General features: G+C 64.2%; 20 protein-coding genes. 9 read left to right on the plus strand and 11 right to left on the minus strand.

Going from position 1 to position 21,798, the window contains the following annotated elements; genetic code table 11:
• Positions 1–138: 138 nt before the first annotated feature.
• Together ACW18A_RS15915 and ACW18A_RS15920 are read left to right on the plus strand one after the other, a co-directional pair.
• Positions 139–2,124 carry a CASTOR/POLLUX-related putative ion channel gene (locus ACW18A_RS15915; protein WP_492022681.1) on the plus strand — a complete coding sequence of 662 codons (1,986 nt, stop codon included), beginning with the start codon at positions 139–141 and terminating at the stop codon, positions 2,122–2,124.
• A 221-nt stretch (positions 2,125–2,345) separates the two neighbouring features.
• Positions 2,346–2,540: a hypothetical protein gene (locus ACW18A_RS15920; protein WP_492024421.1), complete on the plus strand. Its 195-nt coding sequence runs from the start codon at positions 2,346–2,348 to the stop codon at positions 2,538–2,540.
• A gap of 164 nt (positions 2,541–2,704) precedes the next feature.
• Here ACW18A_RS15920 and ACW18A_RS15925 read toward each other — a convergent pair whose 3' ends face one another.
• Positions 2,705–4,417: a hypothetical protein gene (locus ACW18A_RS15925; RefSeq protein ID WP_492022682.1), complete on the minus strand. Its 1,713-nt coding sequence runs from the start codon at positions 4,415–4,417 to the stop codon at positions 2,705–2,707.
• 188 nt (positions 4,418–4,605) lie between these two features.
• Between ACW18A_RS15925 and chvI the strand changes: the two genes are divergently transcribed.
• The 5 genes from chvI (at position 4,606) to ACW18A_RS15950 (ending at position 8,127) form a co-directional block, all read left to right on the plus strand.
• A complete protein-coding gene (chvI, locus tag ACW18A_RS15930) occupies positions 4,606–5,310 on the plus strand; it encodes a two-component response regulator ChvI (RefSeq protein WP_492022683.1) in 705 nt (234 codons plus the stop codon).
• A complete protein-coding gene (gene chvG / locus ACW18A_RS15935; protein ID WP_492022684.1) occupies positions 5,279–6,904 on the plus strand; it encodes a two-component sensor histidine kinase ChvG in 1,626 nt (541 codons plus the stop codon). The genes chvI and chvG overlap by 32 nt, the downstream gene beginning before the upstream one ends.
• Positions 6,901–7,323 carry an HPr kinase/phosphorylase gene (locus tag ACW18A_RS15940; RefSeq protein ID WP_492022685.1) on the plus strand — a complete coding sequence of 141 codons (423 nt, stop codon included), beginning with the start codon at positions 6,901–6,903 and terminating at the stop codon, positions 7,321–7,323. Before chvG ends, ACW18A_RS15940 begins: the two co-directional genes overlap by 4 nt.
• A 109-nt stretch (positions 7,324–7,432) precedes the next feature.
• The gene (locus ACW18A_RS15945) at positions 7,433–7,837 is read left to right on the plus strand and encodes a PTS sugar transporter subunit IIA (protein WP_492022686.1); all 405 of its coding nucleotides are present in this window, start codon (positions 7,433–7,435) and stop codon (positions 7,835–7,837) included.
• Positions 7,838–7,851: 14 nt separating this feature from the next.
• Complete coding sequence (locus tag ACW18A_RS15950; protein ID WP_492022687.1) at positions 7,852–8,127, plus strand: HPr family phosphocarrier protein; 276 nt, start codon at positions 7,852–7,854, stop codon at positions 8,125–8,127.
• A gap of 25 nt (positions 8,128–8,152) precedes the next feature.
• Here the strand turns inward: ACW18A_RS15950 and trhO are convergent, their stop codons facing one another.
• From trhO to ACW18A_RS15965, 3 genes are all read right to left on the minus strand, one after another.
• On the minus strand, positions 8,153–9,127 hold the full coding sequence (gene trhO / locus ACW18A_RS15955) for an oxygen-dependent tRNA uridine(34) hydroxylase TrhO (protein ID WP_492022688.1): 975 nt from the start codon (positions 9,125–9,127) through the stop codon (positions 8,153–8,155).
• A complete protein-coding gene (locus tag ACW18A_RS15960) occupies positions 9,124–9,366 on the minus strand; it encodes a GIY-YIG nuclease family protein (RefSeq protein WP_492022689.1) in 243 nt (80 codons plus the stop codon). Before ACW18A_RS15960 ends, trhO begins: the two co-directional genes overlap by 4 nt.
• Positions 9,367–9,610: 244 nt before the next feature.
• Positions 9,611–9,910 carry a hypothetical protein gene (locus tag ACW18A_RS15965; protein WP_492022690.1) on the minus strand — a complete coding sequence of 100 codons (300 nt, stop codon included), beginning with the start codon at positions 9,908–9,910 and terminating at the stop codon, positions 9,611–9,613.
• A 506-nt stretch (positions 9,911–10,416) separates the two neighbouring features.
• Here ACW18A_RS15965 and ACW18A_RS15970 point away from each other — a divergent pair.
• Complete coding sequence (locus tag ACW18A_RS15970; protein WP_492022691.1) at positions 10,417–10,605, plus strand: hypothetical protein; 189 nt, start codon at positions 10,417–10,419, stop codon at positions 10,603–10,605.
• Positions 10,606–10,909: 304 nt separating this feature from the next.
• Here ACW18A_RS15970 and ACW18A_RS15975 read toward each other — a convergent pair whose 3' ends face one another.
• The 7 genes from ACW18A_RS15975 to ACW18A_RS16005 all read right to left on the minus strand — a co-directional run bounded on the left by ACW18A_RS15975 (position 10,910) and on the right by ACW18A_RS16005 (position 20,282).
• The gene (locus ACW18A_RS15975; protein WP_492022692.1) at positions 10,910–11,041 is read right to left on the minus strand and encodes a hypothetical protein; all 132 of its coding nucleotides are present in this window, start codon (positions 11,039–11,041) and stop codon (positions 10,910–10,912) included.
• A 285-nt stretch (positions 11,042–11,326) separates the two neighbouring features.
• Positions 11,327–13,759 carry an ATP-binding protein gene (locus ACW18A_RS15980; protein ID WP_492022693.1) on the minus strand — a complete coding sequence of 811 codons (2,433 nt, stop codon included), beginning with the start codon at positions 13,757–13,759 and terminating at the stop codon, positions 11,327–11,329.
• 556 nt (positions 13,760–14,315) lie between these two features.
• The gene (locus tag ACW18A_RS15985; RefSeq protein ID WP_492022694.1) at positions 14,316–15,530 is read right to left on the minus strand and encodes an alginate export family protein; all 1,215 of its coding nucleotides are present in this window, start codon (positions 15,528–15,530) and stop codon (positions 14,316–14,318) included.
• A 128-nt stretch (positions 15,531–15,658) separates the two neighbouring features.
• Positions 15,659–17,587, minus strand: coding sequence for a methyl-accepting chemotaxis protein (locus ACW18A_RS15990; RefSeq protein ID WP_492022695.1), 1,929 nt, complete (start codon positions 17,585–17,587; stop codon positions 15,659–15,661).
• A 494-nt stretch (positions 17,588–18,081) separates the two neighbouring features.
• Entirely contained in the window at positions 18,082–18,264 is a 183-nt protein-coding gene (locus ACW18A_RS15995) for a hypothetical protein (RefSeq protein WP_492022696.1), read from the minus strand.
• A gap of 263 nt (positions 18,265–18,527) precedes the next feature.
• On the minus strand, positions 18,528–19,388 hold the full coding sequence (locus tag ACW18A_RS16000; RefSeq protein ID WP_492022697.1) for a hypothetical protein: 861 nt from the start codon (positions 19,386–19,388) through the stop codon (positions 18,528–18,530).
• Between the two features lie 330 nt (positions 19,389–19,718).
• On the minus strand, positions 19,719–20,282 hold the full coding sequence (locus ACW18A_RS16005) for a recombinase family protein (RefSeq protein WP_492022698.1): 564 nt from the start codon (positions 20,280–20,282) through the stop codon (positions 19,719–19,721).
• Between the two features lie 219 nt (positions 20,283–20,501).
• Between ACW18A_RS16005 and ACW18A_RS16010 the strand changes: the two genes are divergently transcribed.
• Positions 20,502–21,670, plus strand: a protein-coding gene (locus tag ACW18A_RS16010; protein WP_492021831.1) for an IS3 family transposase whose coding sequence is annotated in 2 segments (ribosomal slippage) — positions 20,502–20,754 and positions 20,754–21,670 — 1,170 coding nt in all. Because the reading frame shifts where the segments join, the coding sequence is not laid out codon by codon here.
• Positions 21,671–21,798 lie beyond the last annotated feature (128 nt).

Genomic DNA, 21,798 nt, shown 5'->3' on the forward strand with positions numbered 1-21,798 from the left:
GGCTTCTAGTCGGAAATCGTCAGCTTCCAAAGGCCGGAAAACCGCACTAAGCGTGGTCTCTCAACGTCCGTGCGCGAATTGTCGCAGGACGTACCGTCGGCCAGGGGGCGGCGGACAGTCAGGGACAAACATCGCTCCATGGGATCGATCACTCGCGCCAACGCAGCGCGCAGCGCCGGCAAGGGCACCGCCGCCAAACCGAACACCACCAAGGGCCAGCAGGTCGGCGACGTCAGCCTCGGCGAACGGCTCAAGTACGGTTTCGACAATTCCATGGCCGGCGGACCGGTCGCCCTGGTCGGCTGGCTGAGCCTGGTGACCCTCGTGGTGATCCTCTTTGCCGCGACCATCCTGGCGATCAGCCGGATGGGCCCGGACGGTGGATTCAACTTCTTCGAGGCGGCCTGGCAGTCGCTGATGCGGACGATGGACGCCGGCACGATGGGCGGCGATAGCGGCTGGCCGTTCAGGTTCCTGACCCTGTTCGTGACCCTGATGGGCATCCTGGTCTTTTCGGCCCTGATCTCCATCATCTCGGCCGGTCTGGACGCCAAGATCGACGAGGCCCGCAAGGGTCGCTCGCGGGTCCTGGAGAGCGACCACACCATCATCCTGAACTGGTCGGCGTCGATCTTCGACATCATCTCCGAACTGGTCATCGCCAACGAGAGCCGCAAGAATCCGCGCATCGTCATCATGGCCAACAAGGACAAGGTCGAGATGGAGGACGAGATCGCCGACAAGGTCTCCGATCTCAAGAACACCCGGATCATCTGCCGCTCGGGCGATCCGACCGACCTGTTCGACCTCTCGATCGTGAACCCCCAGGCCTGCCGCTCGATCATCGTCGTGTCGCCGGAAGGCGTCGACGATCCCGACAGCCAGGTCATCAAGTCCGTTCTGGCCCTGACCAACGATCCGAAGCGTCGGGAGGCCCGCTATCTGATCGCCGCGGAACTGCGTGACGCGAAGAATGCCGAGGTCGCCCGGATCGTCGGCGGCGACGAGGTCCAGCTGGTTCTCGCCGACGACCTGATCTCGCGCATCGTGGTCCAGTCCAGCCGCCAGGCCGGCCTCTCGGCGGTCTACTCCGAACTGCTCGATTTCGACGGCTGCGAAATCTACACGACCGAGCTCGAGGAGCTGACGGGCGTGACCTATGGCGAGGCGATCATGGGCTATGAGGACTCGGCCCTGATCGGTATCCGCTATCCCGACGGCGGGGTGCGGATGAATCCGCCGATGGACGAAGTCATCGTCGCCGGATCGCGCGCGATCATCATCGCCGAGGACGACGCCTCGATCAAAATGACGCCTCTGCCCGACGACGCTGTCGACGCCTCGGCGATCCGCAAGCCCAAGGCCGTGCGCCGCAAGGCCGAGCGCACCCTGATCATCGGCTGGAACCGTCGTGGTCCGATGATCGCCTACGAGCTGTCAAAATACGTCCGCCCCGGGTCGATCCTGACCGTCGCCGGCGACACCCCCGGCTTTGCCGAGGAGATCGCCTCAATGCCGCTGGGCTCGACCAATATGAAGGTCACGGCAAAGACGATCGACACCAGCCATTCGGCCTCGATCGAGGCTCTGGACCCGGTCAGCTACGACTCCATCATGGTGCTGGGCTATTCCGACACCATGGAGGCCCAGTCGGCCGATACGCGCACCCTGATCACCCTGCTGCATCTGCGGAAGCTGTCGGAGCGGCTTGGCACCCACATCAGCGTGGTCTCGGAGATGATCGACATCCGCAACCGCGAACTGGCCGAGGTCACCCGCGCCGATGACTTCGTGGTGTCCAACAAACTGATCAGCCTGATGCTGGCCCAGGCCTCCGAGAACGAATACCTGTCCTCGATCTTCGACGACCTGCTGGATGAGGACGGTTCGGAAATCTACATGCGCCCGGTCGGCGACTATGCGGACCTGTCCGGACCGCTGACCTTCTACACCATCGCCGAAGCCGCCCGTCAGCGCGGTGAGACCGCCATCGGCTATTGTCGCAAACGCGAGTCAGGGGACGGCGACGGCCGCAACATGGGCGGGGTGGTGGTCAATCCGTCCAAGTCCGAGGCGCTGGACTACCTGCCCGAAGACCGCGTCATCGTCCTGTCGGAAAACTGATCGCAGCGATTGTGGCGGGGCCGCGACACCCCGCTTGGCGTATTGAGACAGAGGCTCCATCTGTGAGTTACACCTGTCGCCGAGGAGACCGCCGTTTCCCCTTTTGATGTGCCCCAACGATAGCGCCCGGATGCAGACCCTGGATCGCAACGGCGTCCAGTTCGACATGGGCCCCAGCTGTCGCGGGGTCTGGCCGCGACCGCGACGAGCTCGAAAAGCTGATGGAGAGCGCCGTCGCCGACGGCCTGGCGTCTGCGCCCCCGGCCCAGGCCTTTGCGCCGCCGCCCCCGCAGAGCCAGCCGTGGGGCCAGGCCCCGCAGCAACCGCAGTATCGCGAACAGCCGCGCTATCGCGTCGACGACGATCACCGCTACAAAAAGAAAAAGCGCGACAGCATCTTCGACATCTTCGACTGAGGCCTGGCGTCTCCTCCCTGCCGCGCAGCGACGGGGAGGTGGATCCGTAGCGAAGCGGAGGAGACGGAGGGGTTCTTGCCGCCACTCAGAACCCCTCCGTCAGCTCGCGAAGAGGCTCGCAGCCACGTCCCCACGCCTGCGGCACAGGGAGGAGACAGGTCGATTCAAGCCGCCAGCCCTGCCGCCTTCATCAAGCCCTTCAGCGGCGCGATGCTTTCCGGCGCGGCCGTCAGCGCGGCCCGGGCTTCCGGCGCACGGAAGATCTTGATCGCCTCCGCCCTGGCCCGATCGGCAGCCGGCCCAAACGGTGCGGTCTCGCCGGCCGCGAGTCGCAGCAGGGCCGAGAGTTTCTGCTGAACGGTGACCGGTGCGCGGGCGAGCTGGGCGGTGAGCCTGGCTTCGGCCTCAACGACGCCGCCGACATGGCCGATGGCGGTCAGAATGTGTTCGGTATCATTTTCCGACAGGGCGGCGGCGGCGACGGACCGGTTCAGCTGGGCCAGGATCTGAAGCTTCCTCGACGCCGTCGGGGCGCTGATGCGCATCTCGCTTTCGAAGCGCAGCGAGGTCACGCAGGCGGCCAGCCAGCGGGCGGCCGAACGCTTGTTCGCCGTTCCGGTGACGTTCTCGCACAGGCGTGTCAGCTGTTCGGCCTCGCACAGGACAGTCTCGCAGGGCACGACATAGGCGTGGACGAAATCGGCGGTGACCAGGCTCTTGGACCGCTCGGTGAAGGCGCTCTGGACCTCTTCCAGCGTCAACAGCCGCCCCGCCGTGGCGGTCAGCGACATGGCGAGCGTGCGCAGGATGTCGATCTCGCCCGGCGCATCGGCGGGCCGCAGGCGGCGCGGCCCCATCAATTCGCGCAGCACCATACGGGCCAGGGAGGCGGCGAGGATCGGATAATCGCCGGCCTCTATCCGCGCGCCCAGCCGGGCCGCCGGACCGTCGACGGACGGCATCAGCAGGGCCATGCGCGGATCGTGGCGGATCAGCATCTCGATCTCGCGTGGTGCCACCATCCGCACCACGGCCGCCAGATTGCCGCCCTGGTCCAGCGCGGGGCCGAGGATTTCCGATAGATTCGTCCGCGCGCCCAGCTGTTCGCACAGGATCTGTTCGATCGCGACCATCACCATGGCGCGCGGCGCGCCCTCGCTTGGCGCCCGGTCGGCCAGGTCCATCAGTCGTTCGAGACGCGGCCGCGCCCCCCGGACATCCGCCAGGGCGCCGGCGATGACACCGCCCATGATGAAAGATCGATCCGGCGCGCCCACCAGCTTCTGGGCCAGATCGGCCAGCGACAGGTTGGCCAGGTCGGGGAAGCTTCCCTTTCGCCCGGCGACGACGACACATTCCATCGCCTGCTCGACGAGCTTCTGATAGTGGCGAATCAGCTCGTGCGAGGCCTGACCCGTCGACTGGCTTTCGGGGATGGCGACCTTCTGGATCGCGTGCTGCAGTTCGACGCCGGAGGCTTCCAGTCGTTCGACCAGGTCCGGCCGGTGCAAAAGCTCGAAGACGGTGATCCCGTTGCGCCCCAGCCAGTCTTCCAGCACCCGCCCGATCAGCTCGCGGGCGTGGGGGGCGTACAGATCCTGGGGGCTGAGGCAGTTCGGACGATCCTCGTCCGCGTTGACCAGCTTCTTCTTCGGCGCTTCCGGCATCCCCCTGGTCAGGACGGTGAGGCTGTTGAACTCCATCGTGACCGGATCCAGAGTCTCCTTGGTGACCCGCACGGCCACGGCGCGCTTGTCCTTCAGGACCTCCTCGGCCGTATCGATGGCGTGTTTGCGCTCTTCCGTCGCCAGCATCAGCGACCACGGCGCGGGCGCGGTCTTGCGGATATAGAGCTCGTAGTGGACGGGTCCGGCCATGAGGTCGCCTTCTGCGGTCTTGGACCCGAGACTAGGCGCGAAGGCTTTAAGCTCCCGTTTCGCGAACGAAATCTGGTCAGGGCCGGACTGTGGCCGTAAAGTCACCGCGATCGCGGGCGAACGGTTACGCTTGCCGTGCGTTCAGACGTTCCCGACTTCTGTCAGGATCAGACGAGGAGACCTTCATTTTGGCCAACATCACCCTGGTGGACGACGACGAGAACATCGTCGCTTCCGTGTCGCTGGCTCTCGAGAGCCATGGTCACACAGTGGTCGCCTATCACGACGGCGCCACCGGCCTTGAAGCGCTGGAGGCCTCGCCGCCTGATCTGGCCATCCTCGACGTCAAGATGCCCCGGATGGACGGCATGGAGGTGCTGCGTCGCCTGCGCCAGACCTCCCAGATCCCGGTCATCATGCTGACCTCCAAGGATGAGGAGATCGACGAGATCCTCGGCTTCAACCTCGGCGCCGACGACTACATCCACAAGCCCTTCTCCCAGCGTCTGCTGATCGAGCGGGTCAAGGCCCTGCTGCGCCGCTCGGGCGGCGACGGCGGCGAGCCCGAGCCCTCGGCCGAGATTTCAGGCAAGGCCATCCGTCGCGGCAAGCTGGTCATGGACCCGGCCCGCCACGAGAGCACCTGGGACGGCAAGGCGGTCAAATTGACCGTCACCGAGTTCCTGCTGCTCCAGGCCCTTGCCCAGCGCCCCGGGTTCGTGAAGAGCCGCGACAACCTGATGGACGCCGCCTACGACGATCAGGTCTATGTCGACGACCGCACCATCGACAGCCACGTCAAGCGCATGCGCAAGAAGTTCCGGGTCGTCGACAACGAGTTCGACGCGATCGAGACCCTGTATGGCGTCGGTTATCGATACCGCGAGAGCTGATCCTCCGGAACCGTCCGAGGACCAGCCGCTGCGCCGCCGTCTGATTCGTTTCGGTGGTTCGCGGCTCGGCGGGCTGATCCTCGTCCTGAACCTGATCAGCCTGCTGATCCTTCTCGGCGGGGCCCTGGCGCTGAATGAATGGCGCACGGGCCTGGTCCAGGCGCGTCAGGAATCCCTGCTGGGCCAGGCCGAGCTCCTGTCCAAGGTGCTGAGCGACGAAGACTACACGCAGGGCGAGCCTGTCCCCGAGCTGAACCGTGACCAGGCGGCCAAGGTCCTGATTGATCGCTTCGTTCCGGAGGGCCAGCGCGCGCGGATCTTCGACCGCGACGGAGTGCTGCTGGTCGACAGTTTCGACGTTTCCGACACCATCGAGGGCGAACCCCTGCCGCCGGCTCGCCCGGCCGGAACTCCCGCGCCGCCGGATGCGGGGGCGGACAAGGCGGCCGCCACGATCGAGACCGCCAACATCGCCCTGGAGGACGAAATTCTCGCCGCCCTCGCCGGCGATCCCCAGACGACGGTCCGGCGTTCGGAGAGCGGCGAGCGGGTCGTCTCCGTCTCCCTGCCCATCCGCCATGTCCGACAGGTCCTCGGCGTCCTGACGCTGGAGGCCAACGACGTCGACCAGATCCTGGACGCCCAGCGGCGCGCCCTGATCCCGTTCGCCCTCGTCGCCCTTGCGGTGAACCTGCTGGCCTCGCTGCTGCTGCATCTGTTCGTCGCCCGGCCGGTCATGCGGCTTTCGGCGGCGGCGGATCAGGTCCGGCTGCAACGCGCCCGCGCCATCTCCCTGCCGGACCTGGAAGACCGCCGCGACGAGATCGGCGACCTCGCCCGGTCGCTGGAATCCATGACCGACACCCTGTCGACCCGGATGGACGCCATCGAACGGTTCGCCGCCGACGTGTCTCACGAGATCAAGAACCCCCTGACCTCGATCCGCTCGGCGCTGGAGACCCTGGACCTGGTCCAGGACCAGGACAAGCGCGACCGGTTGACTGCCGTCCTGCAACAGGACGTGCGCCGCCTGGATCGGCTGATCACCGACATCTCCAACGCCTCGCGCCTCGATGCGGAGTTGTCGCGCGACCGGCCGCGCCCCGTCGATCTGTCCGCCCTCCTGACCGATATCGTCGGGGTCTATGAGACAACCACAAAGCCGGGCGAAGCGCCGGTGACGCTGGACACCGCGCTCGACGCGCCGGCGCGGGTCATGGGCCGCGACGGGCCTCTGGGGCAGGTCTTCCGCAACCTGATCGACAATGCCCGTTCGTTCAGCCCCGCTGGCGCGACGGTCCGCGTCAACGTGATCCGGGACGACATCGACGCCCTGCCGCTGCATGTGCGGGTCGAGGACGACGGCCCCGGTATCCCGGCCGAGAACCTGGAAACGGTGTTCGAGCGCTTCTACACCTCCCGGCCCCGGGGCACGGCCTTCGGGTCCAACTCGGGCCTCGGCCTGTCGATCGTGCGCCAGATCGTCGAGGCGCATGGCGGCCGGGTCACGGCCACGAACCGGCTGGACCCTTCGGGCGCGGTCGAGGGTGCGCGGTTCGAGGTGGCATTGCCCGCCGTCGGCCGCAGGGCTTGAGCCAGCCCGTCCACGCCACGGCCGTCGCCCGGTTCGCTCGGGGCGGCTGGCGCTGCGCCCTTCTGCGCGGCCCGTCCGGATCAGGGAAGAGCGACATGGCGCTGCGCCTGATCGACGCGGGCTGGCGTCTTGTCGCCGACGACTACAGCCACGTATGGGCGTCCGGCGGCGCCCTCTATGCCTGCGCGCCGGACCGGATCGCAGGACGGATCGAGGCGCGTGGACTGGGCATCCTGGACGAGGCGACGCGGCCCGTGGCGCGGGTTTCCCTCCTCGTCGACTGCGTGCATCTGCCCCCCGAAAGGCTGCCCGAACCGGCGTTCGAGACCGTCGCGGACCTGCGCCTGCCGCGTCTGGTTCTGGACGTCCGTCCGGCGTCCGCAGCCCGGACCCTGGCCCTTGCCATCGACCGGCTTTAATCCCGGATCGGTTTGGCCTATCTAGGCCCGCTTGGACCGGGGCGGGGGCTTCCGGGCCACGGCATAGGGGATATTCGGCGTTGCAGACGCTTTCCAGGATCGGCTCGGCATGATCGGCCTCGTGATCGTCACCCACGGGGGTCTCGCGTCCGAATTCCTGTCCGCCATGGAGCATGTGGTCGGCCCGCAGCGCGGGGTCGCGGCCATCTGTATCGGGCCCGAGGACGACATGGAGCGGCGCCGTCGCGACATCGTCGACGCCGCCGCCGCCGTCGACGACGGCTCGGGCGTCATCCTGCTGACCGACATGTTCGGCGGCACCCCCTCGAACCTGGCGATCTCGGTCATGGAACAGGCCCATGCCGAGGTGATCGCGGGCCTCAACCTGCCCATGCTGATCAAACTGGCCAGTGTCCGCGGTCGCGAGTCCCTGGAGACCTGCGTCGCCCACGCCCAGGATGCGGGCCGCAAATACATCTCCGTGGCCTCCTGGGTCCTGGCGGGCGAGAAGTAGCTTTGGGCGAGACGATGCCGACCGCGAAGGCAACCGCGAACATCTGCAACACCCGTGGCCTGCACGCCCGGGCCTCTGCCAAATTCGTAAAGTTGGCGTCCAGTTTCGAGGCCGAGATCCAGGTGACCCGCGACGGCGTCACCGTCGACGCCCGCTCGATCATGGGCCTGCTGATGCTCGGCGCCGGCAACGGCTGCTCGATCGACATCTCGGCCGAGGGCCCGGACGCCCGGGAGGCCATCGACGCCCTCGGCGACCTGGTCGCCCGCAAGTTCGACGAGGACAGCTAAGCCTTGTCGGCGGTTTGAGCCGGTTCTAGCCCGGTTCTTCTGGCTTCAGGCCTTGCCTGGCCCCGATATGGGCGATCCCCAGCCGTTCGGCGATCCGGACCTGACGATCCCGTTCCCGCGCGGCCTGCCGCTGCTCCCCGGTCCGCGTGTCGTGGCACCGCTCGCAGCAGACGCCGTCGACGTAGTCGGGCGAGGTCCGGCCCTCCGGGCTGACCGGCATGCGGCAGCCCCGGCAGAGGGTGTGCGTCCCCTCGGCCAGCCCATGCCCGACCGCGACCCGCTCGTCGAAGACGAAGCATTCGCCTTTCCACAGGCTCCCGGCCTCCGGCACCGTCTCCAGATAGCGCAGGATCCCGCCCTGCAGATGGAAGACGTCCGTCACCCCCTCCGACTTCAGAAATGCGGTCGACTTCTCACAGCGGATACCGCCGGTGCAGTACATGGCCACCTTCGGCGGATTCGGCCCCATCTCCCGTTTCCTGGCGAGCAGGGCCCGCCCCTCGGTCCGGAACCACTCCGGAAAATCCCGAAACGACCGGGTGTTCGGCTGCACCGCCCCGACAAAGGCCCCGACCTCCCCTTCATAGTCGTTGCGCGTATCGATCACGATCGTGTCCGGATCGGCGATCAGGGCGTTCCAGTCCTCGGGCACCACATAGGTCCCGGCGTTCACGGCCGGTTCCAGGTCGGGCAGACCCAGGGTGACGATCTCCGGCTTCACCCGCACCTTCAGCCGATGGAACGGCATCCGTTCGGCGGAGGAATATTTGACGTCCGTGTCCGCGAAGCCCGGCAGGGCCGTCAGGCCCGCGATCACCCGGTCCACCGCGTCGGACGGCCCGGCGATGGTCCCGTTCACGCCTTCGCGCGCCACGAGCAAGGTGCCGCGCACAGCATCGCCGCAGAGCCGTTCCAGGTCCTCGCGCAGACGCGCGGGATCGGTGACGGCGGCGAACCGGTAGAGGGCCGCGACGCGGATGCCGGGATCGTTGGCGGTCACCAGAGACGCTTTCGCGCAAAGGCGTGGCCAGAGCCGACTTTCAAATGACGTTCAAACGCTTGTGCTTTCGCTGGATCGGTGAACGCGAGATAGGTGACCAGCCGCCATGGCTTGAATTTGGACGTATGCCTCGACTGACCCGCGTTGTGGGCGGCCAGGCGAGACTTCAGGTCGTCGGTCAGGCCCACATAGCGTTCATCGGGCCAATCGATGCTTTGCAGCAAATAAACATACCGCATCGGAACCAGCCCTCCTTCGCCAAGGCTTCGGAGGGCATCCTACTTCGCGCCTGAAAGAAAGGGGACCTGTCCTACGAAGCGCGAAGCGCGAAGCAGGATGGTGGAGCCGAGGGGAGGCTAATCCCCCAGAACTTCCCAGCGAATACAAGGACGCTTTGCACCGCCGCGTAGCAGGGACGCCCTGTGAGTAGCAGTTACGAGTAGCAACTGCGAGCGCCCATGACCCTAAGTCCTTTGCTTTCCGTCACCCGTCCAGATGGGCACTGGGTTGCCAGATCAACCGCGATCCACCCGCTTCCTCGACGATGTGCAGGGTTCCGATCGCGTTGGCAGGAGAGTGGGTGGTCAGCTCTTCGATCTTCCGGAAACCATCTTCAACGACGTATCGGATCCCGAGTCCTGTCAACATTGAGGTGTGGTTGCGCGTGCGCTCGGTCACCACCCCATGCACGAAGGCCTTAGCCTCGCCAGCAGACGCGGCGAGGACTGCCTCGTAGCTCAGCATTCGATCGTTGCACCACGTCGTAAGTGCGTAGGTCTGCATGTTCTTCTCCTCGACGCATGATTGCGTCAAGGAGACGTTATCAGTAGTAAGTTCAGTAGGTTGCGGCATTTACGGTGGCGCGTCCGGGAAAGTTCACTCCTCCCCGAACAGCGAGATGACGCGGGTCAGGCCGTTGGTGTTGACCACGCAGGTTCCCGCCGTCTCGAGCCCAGAGGGATCCTCGCGTTTGTCAGTCCACCTGCACCGCAACTGACCCTCGACCACCGGCGGGAAACGCTCCCGCTTCTTCGTCCCCGGAGATGGTGTTTCCCGGCCGTCTAAGGTGGGCTGGAGGAGCAAGTCTGCGGTTCTGCAACACTGGTCAGTCGGACGCCCGAATAGTGCTCCTGAGCGACTTTTTCGCGTGTGGTCACAGCCGTTGATCCGGGACACGCGAACCGATCACCGAACCTGGGGAAGGTTGGAACAAATAGCGAACATGCACTTGCCAGGCGCGGGCCTCCGGATGCATCTGACCCTCGGGTCGGCAACCTCGGAGCTTGAAAATGAACGATCGATCCCTCGCCGCCCTGCTGATCGAACTGGATGGCGAGCTGGCGAAGAAGAATGACCCCGATCAGGCGGCGGCGGACATCCTGAGCCAGGTCGAGGCGCGCGTGCCTGGAGCGATCACTCGATCGGCAGCGACCCTCCAGCTCCGCAGCCTGAGCCCCTCCGCATACCGGGGGCAGTGAAGCCATGCCGGATCCGAACAGCCCGCGTGTGGCGCGGGAGGATGTCGTGCCCAGTCACGGGCGAAGGCTCGTCGTTCGCTGCGATCGCCCCGGCTGCGATCATGCCTCGATCATCGATCCCCGGACTACGTTCGGGGCAACATCAAGCTGGCCTTCAGAGGGTCGCTCTGGTCGGTTCCGGTGTCGCTGCGGAAGCCGCGAGGCCGTGCTGACCTACACGCGCAACAGCAGTCAAAGCGACGGTCCAGTCTCTCCAGCGGCGCTCGCGCTTTGGTTCTGACGTGGGCCGTAAGAACCTTGATCGTTACAGCGTCGCAGACTGGCGGTCGGCTTGTCCGACCGTGGGCGCGATCAGACGTGCCGCCTGGACCGTGACCGCATGCTGCCCGGTCTGTGACTTGGAGATCGAGGCGGACCTGGCAGTGGTCGAGACCATGAAGGGATCCGGCTACAGCCTATGGGGGGGCGACGACCCGATGCCGACGTCGCTGGTGCCAGGGCATGATGGCCTTCTTCGTGAAACCACCGGGAGCGCAGACTGAGTTCCGGATGACGGAGGGGCCTCAGTGATCGAACCAGACCCCTAGAGGCGGTCGAGGAGGGCCGATAACGGGAGGTGGGCTGAATGGCCGCTATCGGGCCTGATGCCAACGTCGTGGTCCGACCCACTGCGGAAGTCGGACGATTTTCCAAATGCTCGTAGGCTAGCGACGAAATATGGTCATGCCGCTTGGTCCTGGGCGTCCGCCCTTCGATCTACGGCTCTCTCGATGCCCGCCAACAGTTCTGCTAGCTGGATGGGCTTGCCGATGTGGCCGTTCATACCTGCCTGACGACACGCCTCAATCTGGTCGGGTTGCACATTGGCGGATAGCGCCAGGATCGGGATCCGGGCCGTCTTGCCACCCATCGAGCGAATCCGGGTCGTTGCATCCAACCCATTCATTACCGGCATCTGCACGTCCATGAGGATCAGATCGTAATCGCCCGAAGCAGCTGCATGAACCGCTTGAGCCCCGTCCTCTACGGCATCCAGGTGAACGCCCCATGCCTCCAGGATGAGCGTCACCAACTCGCGGTTGGGAGCGGCATCGTCTGCGAGCAGGACACGCAGGCCCGGCCTCAAGCCCTCGTGATGGCTATCCTCACTGAAATGCATCTCATCGGCGACCGGCAGCGGAACTTCGAACCAGAAAGTCGAGCCATTGCCTCGATCGCTGGTGGCCCCGATTTCGCCGCCCATCTGCTCGATCAGACGCCGTGAAATCGCCAGACCCAGACCGGTCCCGCCATAGACACGGGTCGTGGACGCGTCGGCCTGGGTAAAGCGCTCGAAAAGGGCGTCAATCTTGTCCGCCGGAATACCGATCCCGCTGTCGGTGACCGCGACTCGCATTCGATCACCCGTCCAGTCGATCGCCAGTTCAATATCGCCAGAGGCGGTGAACTTCACGGCGTTCGAGAGGAAGTTCAGCACGACCTGACGCAGTCGCCCCTCATCACCCATCAAACCGCTCGGCAAGCTTTCCCCTGCCACCAGCGAGAGCACCAAGCCCTTCGCCTCGCATTGCATCTCAACGATCGAAGCGGCTGAACGGCCAAGCTCGACCGGATCAAACGGTTTCGGGTCCAGATCGACTGCGCCTGCCTCGAGCTTGGAATAGTCAAGAATGTCATTGATGACGCCCAGCAGGGCATGGCTGGCCGTTCCGATCCGGTTCGCGAAGAGCCGCTCCTGGTCCGGCAATGCCTGACTGGCCTCGAGTAGATCCGAGAAACCAATCACGCTGGTAAGCGGCGTCCGAAGCTCGTGGGACATGTTGGCCAGAAACTCGGATTTGGCTTTGGCGGCGGCCTCTGCAACGTCGCGGGCTTCGAGCAACTGCTGTTCCAGCGCCTTCCGGGCGGTGACGTCCCGAACACAATCGTGAAACTCGACCAACTGGCCCTTCGTATCGTAGACGGCGCGCGGCGTCGCCTCGAGCCAGATGACTGTGCCATCGGGCTTTAAGGCCCTGTATTCGTATCGGGGGGTTGGAGCGCCCGGGCCCGATGCGACATAGGCTTTCAGGCTGTCGCGAACAACGACGAGATCGTCCTCCGGGATGATGCCGGTGCAGTCCTTGCCCAGCATCGTCTCCGGTTCCCGGCCAAGAACGTTCCAGGCGGAGGGGGACACGTAGAGGAAGCGGCCTTTGGCGTCGAACCGTGCAACCACATCAGTAGCGGTCTCCGCCAGCAGGCGGTAGCGCGCCTCGCTCCGCGCCCGTTCCATCAACACCGCCGAGATGGGCAGGATCGTGAAGACTAGAACGGCGAGGAAGACCTGTTGGATAATCGCGCGCTGATCGAGGCCGCCATCGACCAAGGCCAACGGTCCGAGCCCTACCGCCACGGCAGCCAGGGAAGCTGAGGCCGTGATCAGAAGAGCGACCGCAGCCGCACCCGCCCCACCACGGAAGGCGATCAGAACGAGGACAGGCGGGATCAGGAAGAGCAGCGGAAACTGGGTCTGTAGAAACACCGCCGCCAAAGTGCCAACGAGGACGCCTGCCAATGCTAGGTGCTTGGTCAGAGAAGCCCCTGCGGGCCATGCTCCTCGAGTCGCCATCAGCAGCAGTGGCGGCGCGACGACCAACATACCGAGCGCGTCGGCAACGAACCATCGGACGACATTCAATCCGAAAGGCTCGTGATGCCACACCGCCAGAATCAGGCAGGCGACCGCCGCTGAGATGGCTGGTGCCACCACCCCGCCGATGGCAACGAACCGCGCGACGATCGGCAAACGCACCATGGCCTCGCGCAAGTCCACACCGCGCATTGCCCAAGCGACTATAATGATCTCGAGCGTGTTGGCGAACGACAGGCCGAGCGAGACAGGCAGAGCATCGCCCATTGCCCGGGTCACGACGATATTGCCGATTAGTGCCCCCAAGACTAACCCGCGCCGTTCCAGCAGGGGACGGAGGAGAATGAGGGCGAGCAGAACGCCATTGGCAGGCCAGATCGCAGCAACGCGCCCGGCTTCACGGGCAAAGGTTAGGCTGGCGAGCGCGAGCAGCCCGAAAACAAGGAAGCCGCAAACAAGACTTCGAGCCACGATCAAGCCGTCGGAACTTTTCAAACGGCTGGGCGCGGCGGTTGTGAACAAACGGTCCTAGCCTCTCTGAAAAGCCAATCTAAATCGAGTAACCCTTAATAAGTGTTAGTTGGAAATTACGCAGTTTTACGGGTGTCGGTGTTGCTGGCGTGAGTAGGGTCAGATGCTGTCTTGGCCACGGGCAACATGTAAATTTCGCCGATGGCCCGTCGCCACCATGGGGTATGTCTAGCTTCCCTAAAAGCCCCATCCTCGGGCGCTGGAGCGGCTTTCAACGGCTGCCCAGTGTCCGGTCCCCACCCTCAACAGCCCTTCGACGGGTCCGCTTTGGAGCAGCAACGCCAATGTCTGGTTTGAGGCCGACAGCCAACCGCTGAGTCCGACCCATAGGCGAAGTTGGAAGTGTCCGGTTGTTGGAAGCCGGCACGGACTATGACGTGCTGGTGTGGACGACCTCCGCCTAACCAGCTTTTCTGGAGCAGTCGTCGTCAGGGACGTCACGTCTAGGAGCGGCATCATGCAGACCATCGCTGTCGTCGGGCTCGATCTGGCGAAGATCTGTGTCGGGGATTCGAAACTCGTTCTGCCCATCAAGGGCCAGGCAGCGTCACAACGTCCATTCCAGCTGGAGCCAGACCTTCTGGATATCGGACGAGAATCCGTCGGCCTGATAGTTGGCATACTTGAGCGCTACGTCGAACTTACCGGACTTGAAGCCGACAAGGGCATCCCATTCAGTCCCGTAGTCCAGCCCGCCGACGTCGCTAGAAAAGTTGTGATAGGTCACGGCCGCGTTCAGTCCAGGCAGGCGCGTGACCCCTTCGAACCGCCGTCCCACACTGATATAGGTATCCTGCAATCCAGCAGCCGGCGTAGTCAGAAAGAGATCCGCCCAGCCGTTGAACTTGTGCAGGGTCGCCATTGGGGTCTGGAATGCGCGCCCGTTGTCGGAGCCCAGCAGCTCATGGCCGGCTTTCACCGCGAACCCTGAGACAGTCGTTCCCAGCTCCAGCGCGATGAAGCGGGCCGCATACTCAGCAGGGTTGGAGCCTGTATTCGTCTGGCGCGCATAGCTGGCCGCCACCGTAATCGGCGCATGGGCGGTGGGGATCGCCCCCGTCGCCCGGATGCCGAATGTGTCGCTGGAACTGGCGAACTGGATCGCCTCCTCATAGTCGAGCAGGTATCCGAACGCCTTGAGCGCTACCGGTCCGGCGGTCACTGCGGCACCGATAAATACGAAGTCTCCGTCGAAGCTTTCGCGGGGGCCGGCATCCAAGCCGAAGACAGTGCGCTGGGCACCGCTCCACGTCACGTCCAGCTTTAGTGGCCCGGCGACGCCTTCGGCCCGCACGGCATCGAAGGTCTGTTCGCTCTGGCGCCAGCCGACGCTGCCGACGAACCTCTGGTCGTCCAGGTTAATCCGCTGGCGACCAACCGTGACGGTCAGGGGTGCGGTCCTGTATTGGATTTGAAGCCGGTTAATATCCAGGTTGGCCGGGTCGGCGATGTTGGCGAACGGCTCCATGCCGTTGCCGGCATTGGTGTCATTGTAGTCGTCGCCAAAGGACAGCACGCCTTCGGCCTCGCCCAGTAAAGACCAGACGCCCTGTCTTGCCTCCAGCCCCAATCTGACGCGAGCGGTTACGGCGTCGGCGTCGGTCAGCGGCGCGTCACGCTCCACGCCTTCATAGCGCAGCCGCGCCTCGACGATCGGAATGATGCCGTCACGCGGCGGAGCCGGTATCCCCGTCTGGGCAAGTGCCGGGGTCGCCAGCACGAAGAGCAGAGCGCCGCCAACGGCAAACGAAAACGTCCTCATGGTATCCTCCATTGAAGTGAAACGATCGTCCGCCGTCGACCGGGAGCGGCGAGCCTGCTCTTCTTCATGTCCGCCTCCTGGAGGTTGACCATCTCTCACTCAAACCGAAGGATCAGGAACGGGCCCGATCAGAACTCTTCCCAGCCGTCTTCGGACACGACCGGCTGAGGCTTGCGGGCGGCGCCGCCGGAACCGACGGTGCGCATCTGGGCGACCGGACGGTTGACCGGGCGCGACTGGGGTCGAGGCGCGCTACGAGCCGCCGGGGCGTGAGCGACGGCTCCGAGCTGGAAGCGCGACACCGAGTTCGCCAGGGTCTCGGCCTCCTGCGACAGGGATTGGCTGGCGGCGGTGGATTGCTCGACCATCGCGGCATTTTGCTGGGTCACCTGATCCATCTGGTTGACGGCGGTGTTGACCTCGGCAAGGCCCGTGGCCTGTTCCTGGGCCGAGGCGGCGATCTCCGACACCAGGCCGTCGATCTCGGCGACGCGGCTGACGATGCGCTGCAGGGCCTCTCCGGTCTGGCCGACCAGGGCGACGCCCGCGCTCACCTGCGAGCTCGAGGCCGAGATCAGGGTCTTGATCTCCCTGGCCGCTTCCGCCGAGCGCTGGGCCAGGGCCCGGACCTCGGAGGCGACGACCGCGAAGCCGCGGCCGGCGTCGCCGGCGCGGGCCGCCTCGACGCCCGCGTTCAGGGCCAGAAGATTGGTCTGGAAGGCGATCTCGTCGATCACGCCGATGATCTGGCTGATCTCCTGGGCCGATTTCTCGATCGCGCCCATGGCGCTGACGGCGTCACGGACGACATTGCCCGAGGTCTCGGCGTCGCCCTTGGCGGCCTGGACGGTCTCGGAGGCCTGACGGGCCCCCAGGGCCGTACGGTTCACCGTCGCGGTGATCTGGTCCAGGGCGGCGGCGGTCTCTTCCAGCGAGGCGGCCTGCTGCTCGGTACGGCGCGACAGGTCGTCGGAGGCCTGGGCGATCTCGCCCGAGCCCGAACGGATGGCCGAGACGTTGCCCAGCACGACCGAAATCGTGTCCTTCAGCGTCTCCATTGCGGCGTTGAAGTCTGTCTTCAGACTGGCGTAGTCGCCGGGGAACTCCGCCGCGATCCGGTGGGTGAGGTTCCCGGCGGCCAGGGCGCTCAGGCCCGCCGCCGTTTCACTGACGATCTCGCCTTGCTGGCGTGCCACTTCGGCCTCGACGTCTGCCAGTCTCTGACGCTCCTTCTCGGTCGACAAGCGCGCGTCGCTCAAGGCGATGTTCGTGGCGTCCAACGCGACCGCCTGTTCCTTGAAAATCTGAACTCTGCGGCTCATCGTGCCGATTTCGTCCTCTCGATCGAGGCTCGGAACCTCAACTGAAAGCTTGCCCTCAGCGAGTTGTTTCATCGCCTCAGTCAAAGACACAATTGGCATGCAGACGGCGCGGATCAAAAGCCAGCCAAACAAACCGGCGACCATCGTTGCAATGACCAAGCCAATCCAAATGATTAAACGCGCGTGTTCCCGGGCCGTATTTAGTTTGAGGCTCGCTGCTATTCGCACTTCATCGGATCGAGCTAAAACAGCTTCTATAGCAACCCACGCTGGACGCATCGTCTGAAAAGCAACTCCGTCCGTTGCAACCATCGGGCCAGCCTCTGCCGGATCTCCTCCGGCCGCAATACGCCTTGCGACGGGGTCGACCAGCGAGAACCATGCGGTGGCAGCGTCGCTTGCGGTTTTGAGTTGGGCCTGAACCTCGGCCTGTCCTTCGAAAACAGGGGCCGCGTCGGCGAGGTTGCTTACCACCGCCTGATGATCCGCTTCAAAGGTGCTCAGGTGCCGTGGGTCGCCACTGGCAATGATCCCTCGAAAGCTGCTCAGCTGGCGTTGGATACGGAACCTGGCTTCCCTGATATGCACAGCGGCCGCATTTTGCCTTTCAACATCGACCCGAGCACTTTGGATCGAATTCAGCTCGATCTCTGCAAAAACCCCAATCGCCAGCAGAACAGATATGACGCTTGCAAAGGCAGCAATAATTTTGATGCCTATTTTCAGTCGCGACATTTAGTTCCGCCTAACGTGGATAGGGTTTGCTGCCACCTGAAAGGTGTGATCGCTCAAGCCGGTCACTGTTCTGATCTGGGTCAGGTTCACGAAAACGACGGCCCCAGCTGCAACCGTGACGAGGGTCAGAACACAAAACGTAAGAGCGAGATTCTGCCCAATATTCATGTGTTTCGAAACGCGACTCCAGATTGTTTCCCTTCGTAGAACGTCGCGCATTAAGCGCACATTAAGTACACCCGGGCGTTTCGTCGCAGGTCAGGCGAACGGCTTCTCCATCGCGCTCAGTCTGGCCTGCACCCGGTTTCGGTGGACACCCCTGCTGGCTGTTCCGAGCTGGAGCGCTGGCGTGCACCATTGAAGGAGCGGGGCGTAGGCGCGAGGCGGGCAGTGAAGGCCCGCTTCTGGCTTTGGACTGACATTGGGCTGTGTCAGCGGCCATGTCCGCATCCCACCCGTTTCAGACGTCCAAGGCATCCGCTTTTCGGTGGCTGCTATCCTAGCCAACGCGCCACGCCGAGGCAGACCAGGGCGGCGGCGAGCACCAATAGCCATTTGTCAGCCTTCGCCGCGTCAGGATGAACGGGCTTCCCGAGCTGTCGCCGACGGATGCTCCACAGGGCGAAGCTCATCCCGAGCCCGCCGATGATTATGTCGATGTCCGGCGACCAAAGCATGCGGCGACCCTGAAACAGATAGCGGACCTCGCGCGACTAAGCCGGTTGCTGGCTCGGTCTTGGCTAGGAGGCGAACTTTGTCGCAGCAGTTGTCTTCTGGGGACTGCGCGATGAGACGCCTCAGAAAAATGCGCGGGGAGGGCCTTTTTTGACCCGTAGCGGCATCGCCATCAAACAAGAAGAGTTGCCGCTCTACGGCCCCTCCACGCCCCTAGAAACAGTATCCCTGAGCACCTCCTCATATCTCGCCGCAAAAAGTTTCATCAGGCATGACTAGGCAGTTCAGCATAAAGACTCTCGCGGTCGAAAGAGTAGTCGTCGTCGCTCGGTGCCGTGTCGAGATCTCCAACATCAAATAACAGGAAGGTGACCAGACACGCTTCAAGGACACGAATAACCTCGTTTTTAAGGGTGTCTTTGCTGAAAGTTCCGAACTCGATCGCCTTCGCGATCTCGGCTCGATCCGCTGCTATCAAACCGTCAATAACGCGAACGACCGCTGCACGGGCTCGGTCACTCGGATGGTCCGCCGCTGCATCGCTCCTCGCCTTGGTATACTTATAGCAAGGGCTGATGACTGGATCGTAATCGACTACGGCGACCGTCCATTTCATCTGTCCCTCCCCGAAGACGTATTTTATCGCCTTTCGGAGCAACGCCTCGGATGGGGGCGGAACGGCCAATAGCACCCCTGCGGGAATGTCAGTGTGAGCCGCCGAGGTCGGGGCCGAGAAGGCGTTGCTCAGGTCGTTTCGAACTGTCGCCTGCACCGAAGCCAGAATGCCGGACAACGATGACAAAGGATCGCCGCTCGAAGTGTCTCCGAGGACAGGCTCACGTCCGAACCTCCGACGGAAGCGGGCGTCCGTGTAACGCGCGATACAGTCCTGAATCAGCCGGACGACGAGGAGCTTCGCCTGGTCGGGATATCTGTCGGACGCAATCCCGGCGGCATAGAGTTCGAATGACGGGTCGCCGTAAGCAGCCAGTGTGAGCGGGTCTACGCTCAGGACGGAGAACCTGAGGTTCATGTCGTTGAAGACGAGGCCGAAGGCCTTCCAGACAGCACCATCGGTGAGGCAGGGAGAGATCCCCTGGAAGGGGTCAGGAATGTGGGGGGGCAAGGCAGAGAACCCGGAGAAGGGTTAGGTATACCGTCGCCGAGTGATGACGCCGGGTGAGGCAGGCTTCGTCCCGGGGATCAGCTCTCGAGACGTTGAACATCATAGCTGTCCTCGAGCCACAATACAACTAGAGAAGTTGCCGATCCACCTCCGGAAGCGCCGTAGGCGTGACGGAAGTTGCATCGCAACTTTTCCACTATTAGTTCAAAAGAACAAAAGAAATCCTACTATCCTAAATCTCTTAAGAGTGCGGGCGGGGGCGCGCGCTGCGTGTGTGTGGGCGAGCGCGCGTGCGCTTCTTTCTTCCAAAGTGCAATGCTGCGGCGAGTTTTATTTCGCGGCTGTCATCGTGGCCGCTGACACCCGATAGATGGACGCCCTTCCGACGCCGAGCTTCTTGGCGATCGCCGTTGCACCCAGACCATCCGCCTTCAACCTTGCGATCTCGCCGGCGTCGATCGAAGCGGGTCTTCCGCGATAGCGTCCTTCTGACTTCGCCTTCTGGATGCCTTCCGCCTGACGCTCCTTTCGAAGGTCGGTCTCGAACTCAGCCACTGCCGCGAGCATGTTCAACATGAGCCGGCCGCCGGAGGTGGAGGTGTCGATCGCGCCCTGCTGGATCGCCTTGAACTCCACGCCCTTCGCCTGGAGCCGATCGATGATGTCGCGGAGGTCGGACATGGAGCGGGCGAGGCGGTCGAGGCGGGTGACCACGAACGTGTCGCCATCTCTGACGTAGTCCAGGGCGGCGGCGAGCTGGATCCGGCCATGCTGGGTGGTTCCGGTCACCTTCTCCTCGAACAGCTTCGTGCACCCGGCAGCCCGGAGCTGTTCAGCCTGAACCTCCAGAGATTGCCCAGTTGAACTGACTCTGCCGTAACCGATGGTCGCCATTCGATATTCCTGTCTCGTTTAGGTCTTAGACCATACACCGGGACTGTATCGGAAGTCGGGCCTTAACTTATACGAGACGCATTTCCCGTCTCAGAGCGAAGCCTCGCCAGGGTATAGTCAAACGAGACTAGCGTCCGTAATTAACGACCCAGGTCGTGACCTGCCCCCTTCCTGATCCCTCGGTTTGAGTGAGAGTCCGTCAACCTCAAGGAGACGGACATGAAGAAGAGCAGGTTCACCGAGGCGCAGATCATAGGGGTGCTGCGCGAACAGGAGGCGGGCGGTGCGACGGCGGAGGTCTGCCGGCGGCACGGGATCAGCGAGCAGACCTTCTATCGGTGGAAGGCGAAATACAGCGGGATGAGCGTCTCGGACACCCAGAAGCTGAAGGCGCTGGAGGACGAGAACCGGCGGCTGAAGAAGCTGCTGGCGGAGTCGATGCTGGACGTGTCGGCGTTGAAGGATCTCCTGGGAAAAAACTGACCGGGCCCGCTGTTCGCCGGGAAGCCGCGCTTCGTCTGATGGCGGAGCGCGGCTACTCGCAGCGGCGGGCCTGTGGGCTGGTCGAGGTCGATCCCAAGACGGTGCGCCGCGCGCCTGAACCTGGCGACGCGGAGGTGCGCGAACGCCTGCGGATTCTGGCCGGAGAGCGTCGTCGGTTCGGCTACCGACGGCTGGGCATCCTGCTGGAGCGCGAGGGCGTCAGCCTGAACAAGAAGAAGCTGTTCAGGCTCTATCGGGAAGAGGGCCTGGCGGTGCGACGGCGGCGGGGGCGCAAGCGGGCGACCGGGATGCGGACGCCTATGGCGGTGCCGGACGGTCCGAACCAGCGCTGGAGCCTGGACTTCGTGGCCGACGCCCTGTCGTGGGGCCGACGCTTCCGCATTCTGTGTATCGTAGACGACTTCACGCGCGAGGCCTGGGCGCTGGTGGTGGACACCTCGATCGGCGGCTGCCGCATGGCGCGTGAGCTGGATGCGCTGATCGCCCGGCGAGGCAAGCCGGCGCTGATCGTCAGCGACAACGGCACGGAGATGACGTCGAGAGCCATGCTGGAATGGGCCAACCGGACAGGGGTCGGCTGGCACTACATCGATCCCGGCAAGCCCCAGCAGAACGGCTTCGTCGAAAGCTTCAACGGCAAGTTCCGGGACGAGTGCCTGAACGAGGAGGTGTTCACGACTCTGGCGGAAGCCCGGGCCGTGATCGGCCGGTGGCGGCACGACTACAACCACGTCCGACCGCACTCCGCCCACGGCGGCCTCGCGCCGGAGACCGTGCGGCTGAACCACGCGGCCGGTCGGCTGCGCGACGTGAATAGCTGCGCCGCCCGGCCGCTCCCACCGGAGCCCAAGATCAGCTATGAAGCCTGCGGACTCCCATTATGACCGAGGGACCAGCGGGGGGCAGGTCAGTAGGAACCACCGCGTCGGAAGACGTTGGTGACTAGCGACATAAAACCTCGCGTAGCAGCTAAGAGTAGCAGCGCTACGCGGCGGTGGCCAAGTGCTTGATA

The organism is Brevundimonas sp. AVps5 (assembly GCF_058681515.1).

What these genes read in the sequence shown, in the direction of transcription:
- ACW18A_RS15945 (WP_492022686.1), top strand. Translation starts at nt 7,433, where the DNA reads ATGATCGGCCTCGTGATCGTCACCCACGGGGGTCTCGCGTCCGAATTC.
- ACW18A_RS15995 (WP_492022696.1), bottom strand. Translation starts at nt 18,264, where the DNA reads ATGCTTTGGTCGCCGGACATCGACATAATCATCGGCGGGCTCGGGATG.
- ACW18A_RS15970 (WP_492022691.1), top strand. Translation starts at nt 10,417, where the DNA reads ATGAACGATCGATCCCTCGCCGCCCTGCTGATCGAACTGGATGGCGAG.
- ACW18A_RS15960 (WP_492022689.1), bottom strand. Translation starts at nt 9,366, where the DNA reads ATGCGGTATGTTTATTTGCTGCAAAGCATCGATTGGCCCGATGAACGC.
- ACW18A_RS15950 (WP_492022687.1), top strand. Translation starts at nt 7,852, where the DNA reads ATGCCGACCGCGAAGGCAACCGCGAACATCTGCAACACCCGTGGCCTG.
- ACW18A_RS15915 (WP_492022681.1), top strand. Translation starts at nt 139, where the DNA reads ATGGGATCGATCACTCGCGCCAACGCAGCGCGCAGCGCCGGCAAGGGC.
- ACW18A_RS15990 (WP_492022695.1), bottom strand. Translation starts at nt 17,587, where the DNA reads ATGTCGCGACTGAAAATAGGCATCAAAATTATTGCTGCCTTTGCAAGC.
- ACW18A_RS15920 (WP_492024421.1), top strand. Translation starts at nt 2,346, where the DNA reads ATGGAGAGCGCCGTCGCCGACGGCCTGGCGTCTGCGCCCCCGGCCCAG.
- chvG (WP_492022684.1), top strand. Translation starts at nt 5,279, where the DNA reads ATGGCGTCGGTTATCGATACCGCGAGAGCTGATCCTCCGGAACCGTCC.
- ACW18A_RS15985 (WP_492022694.1), bottom strand. Translation starts at nt 15,530, where the DNA reads ATGAGGACGTTTTCGTTTGCCGTTGGCGGCGCTCTGCTCTTCGTGCTG.
- ACW18A_RS15925 (WP_492022682.1), bottom strand. Translation starts at nt 4,417, where the DNA reads ATGGCCGGACCCGTCCACTACGAGCTCTATATCCGCAAGACCGCGCCC.
- ACW18A_RS15975 (WP_492022692.1), bottom strand. Translation starts at nt 11,041, where the DNA reads ATGGTCTCGACCACTGCCAGGTCCGCCTCGATCTCCAAGTCACAGACC.
- ACW18A_RS16005 (WP_492022698.1), bottom strand. Translation starts at nt 20,282, where the DNA reads ATGGCGACCATCGGTTACGGCAGAGTCAGTTCAACTGGGCAATCTCTG.
- ACW18A_RS15965 (WP_492022690.1), bottom strand. Translation starts at nt 9,910, where the DNA reads ATGCAGACCTACGCACTTACGACGTGGTGCAACGATCGAATGCTGAGC.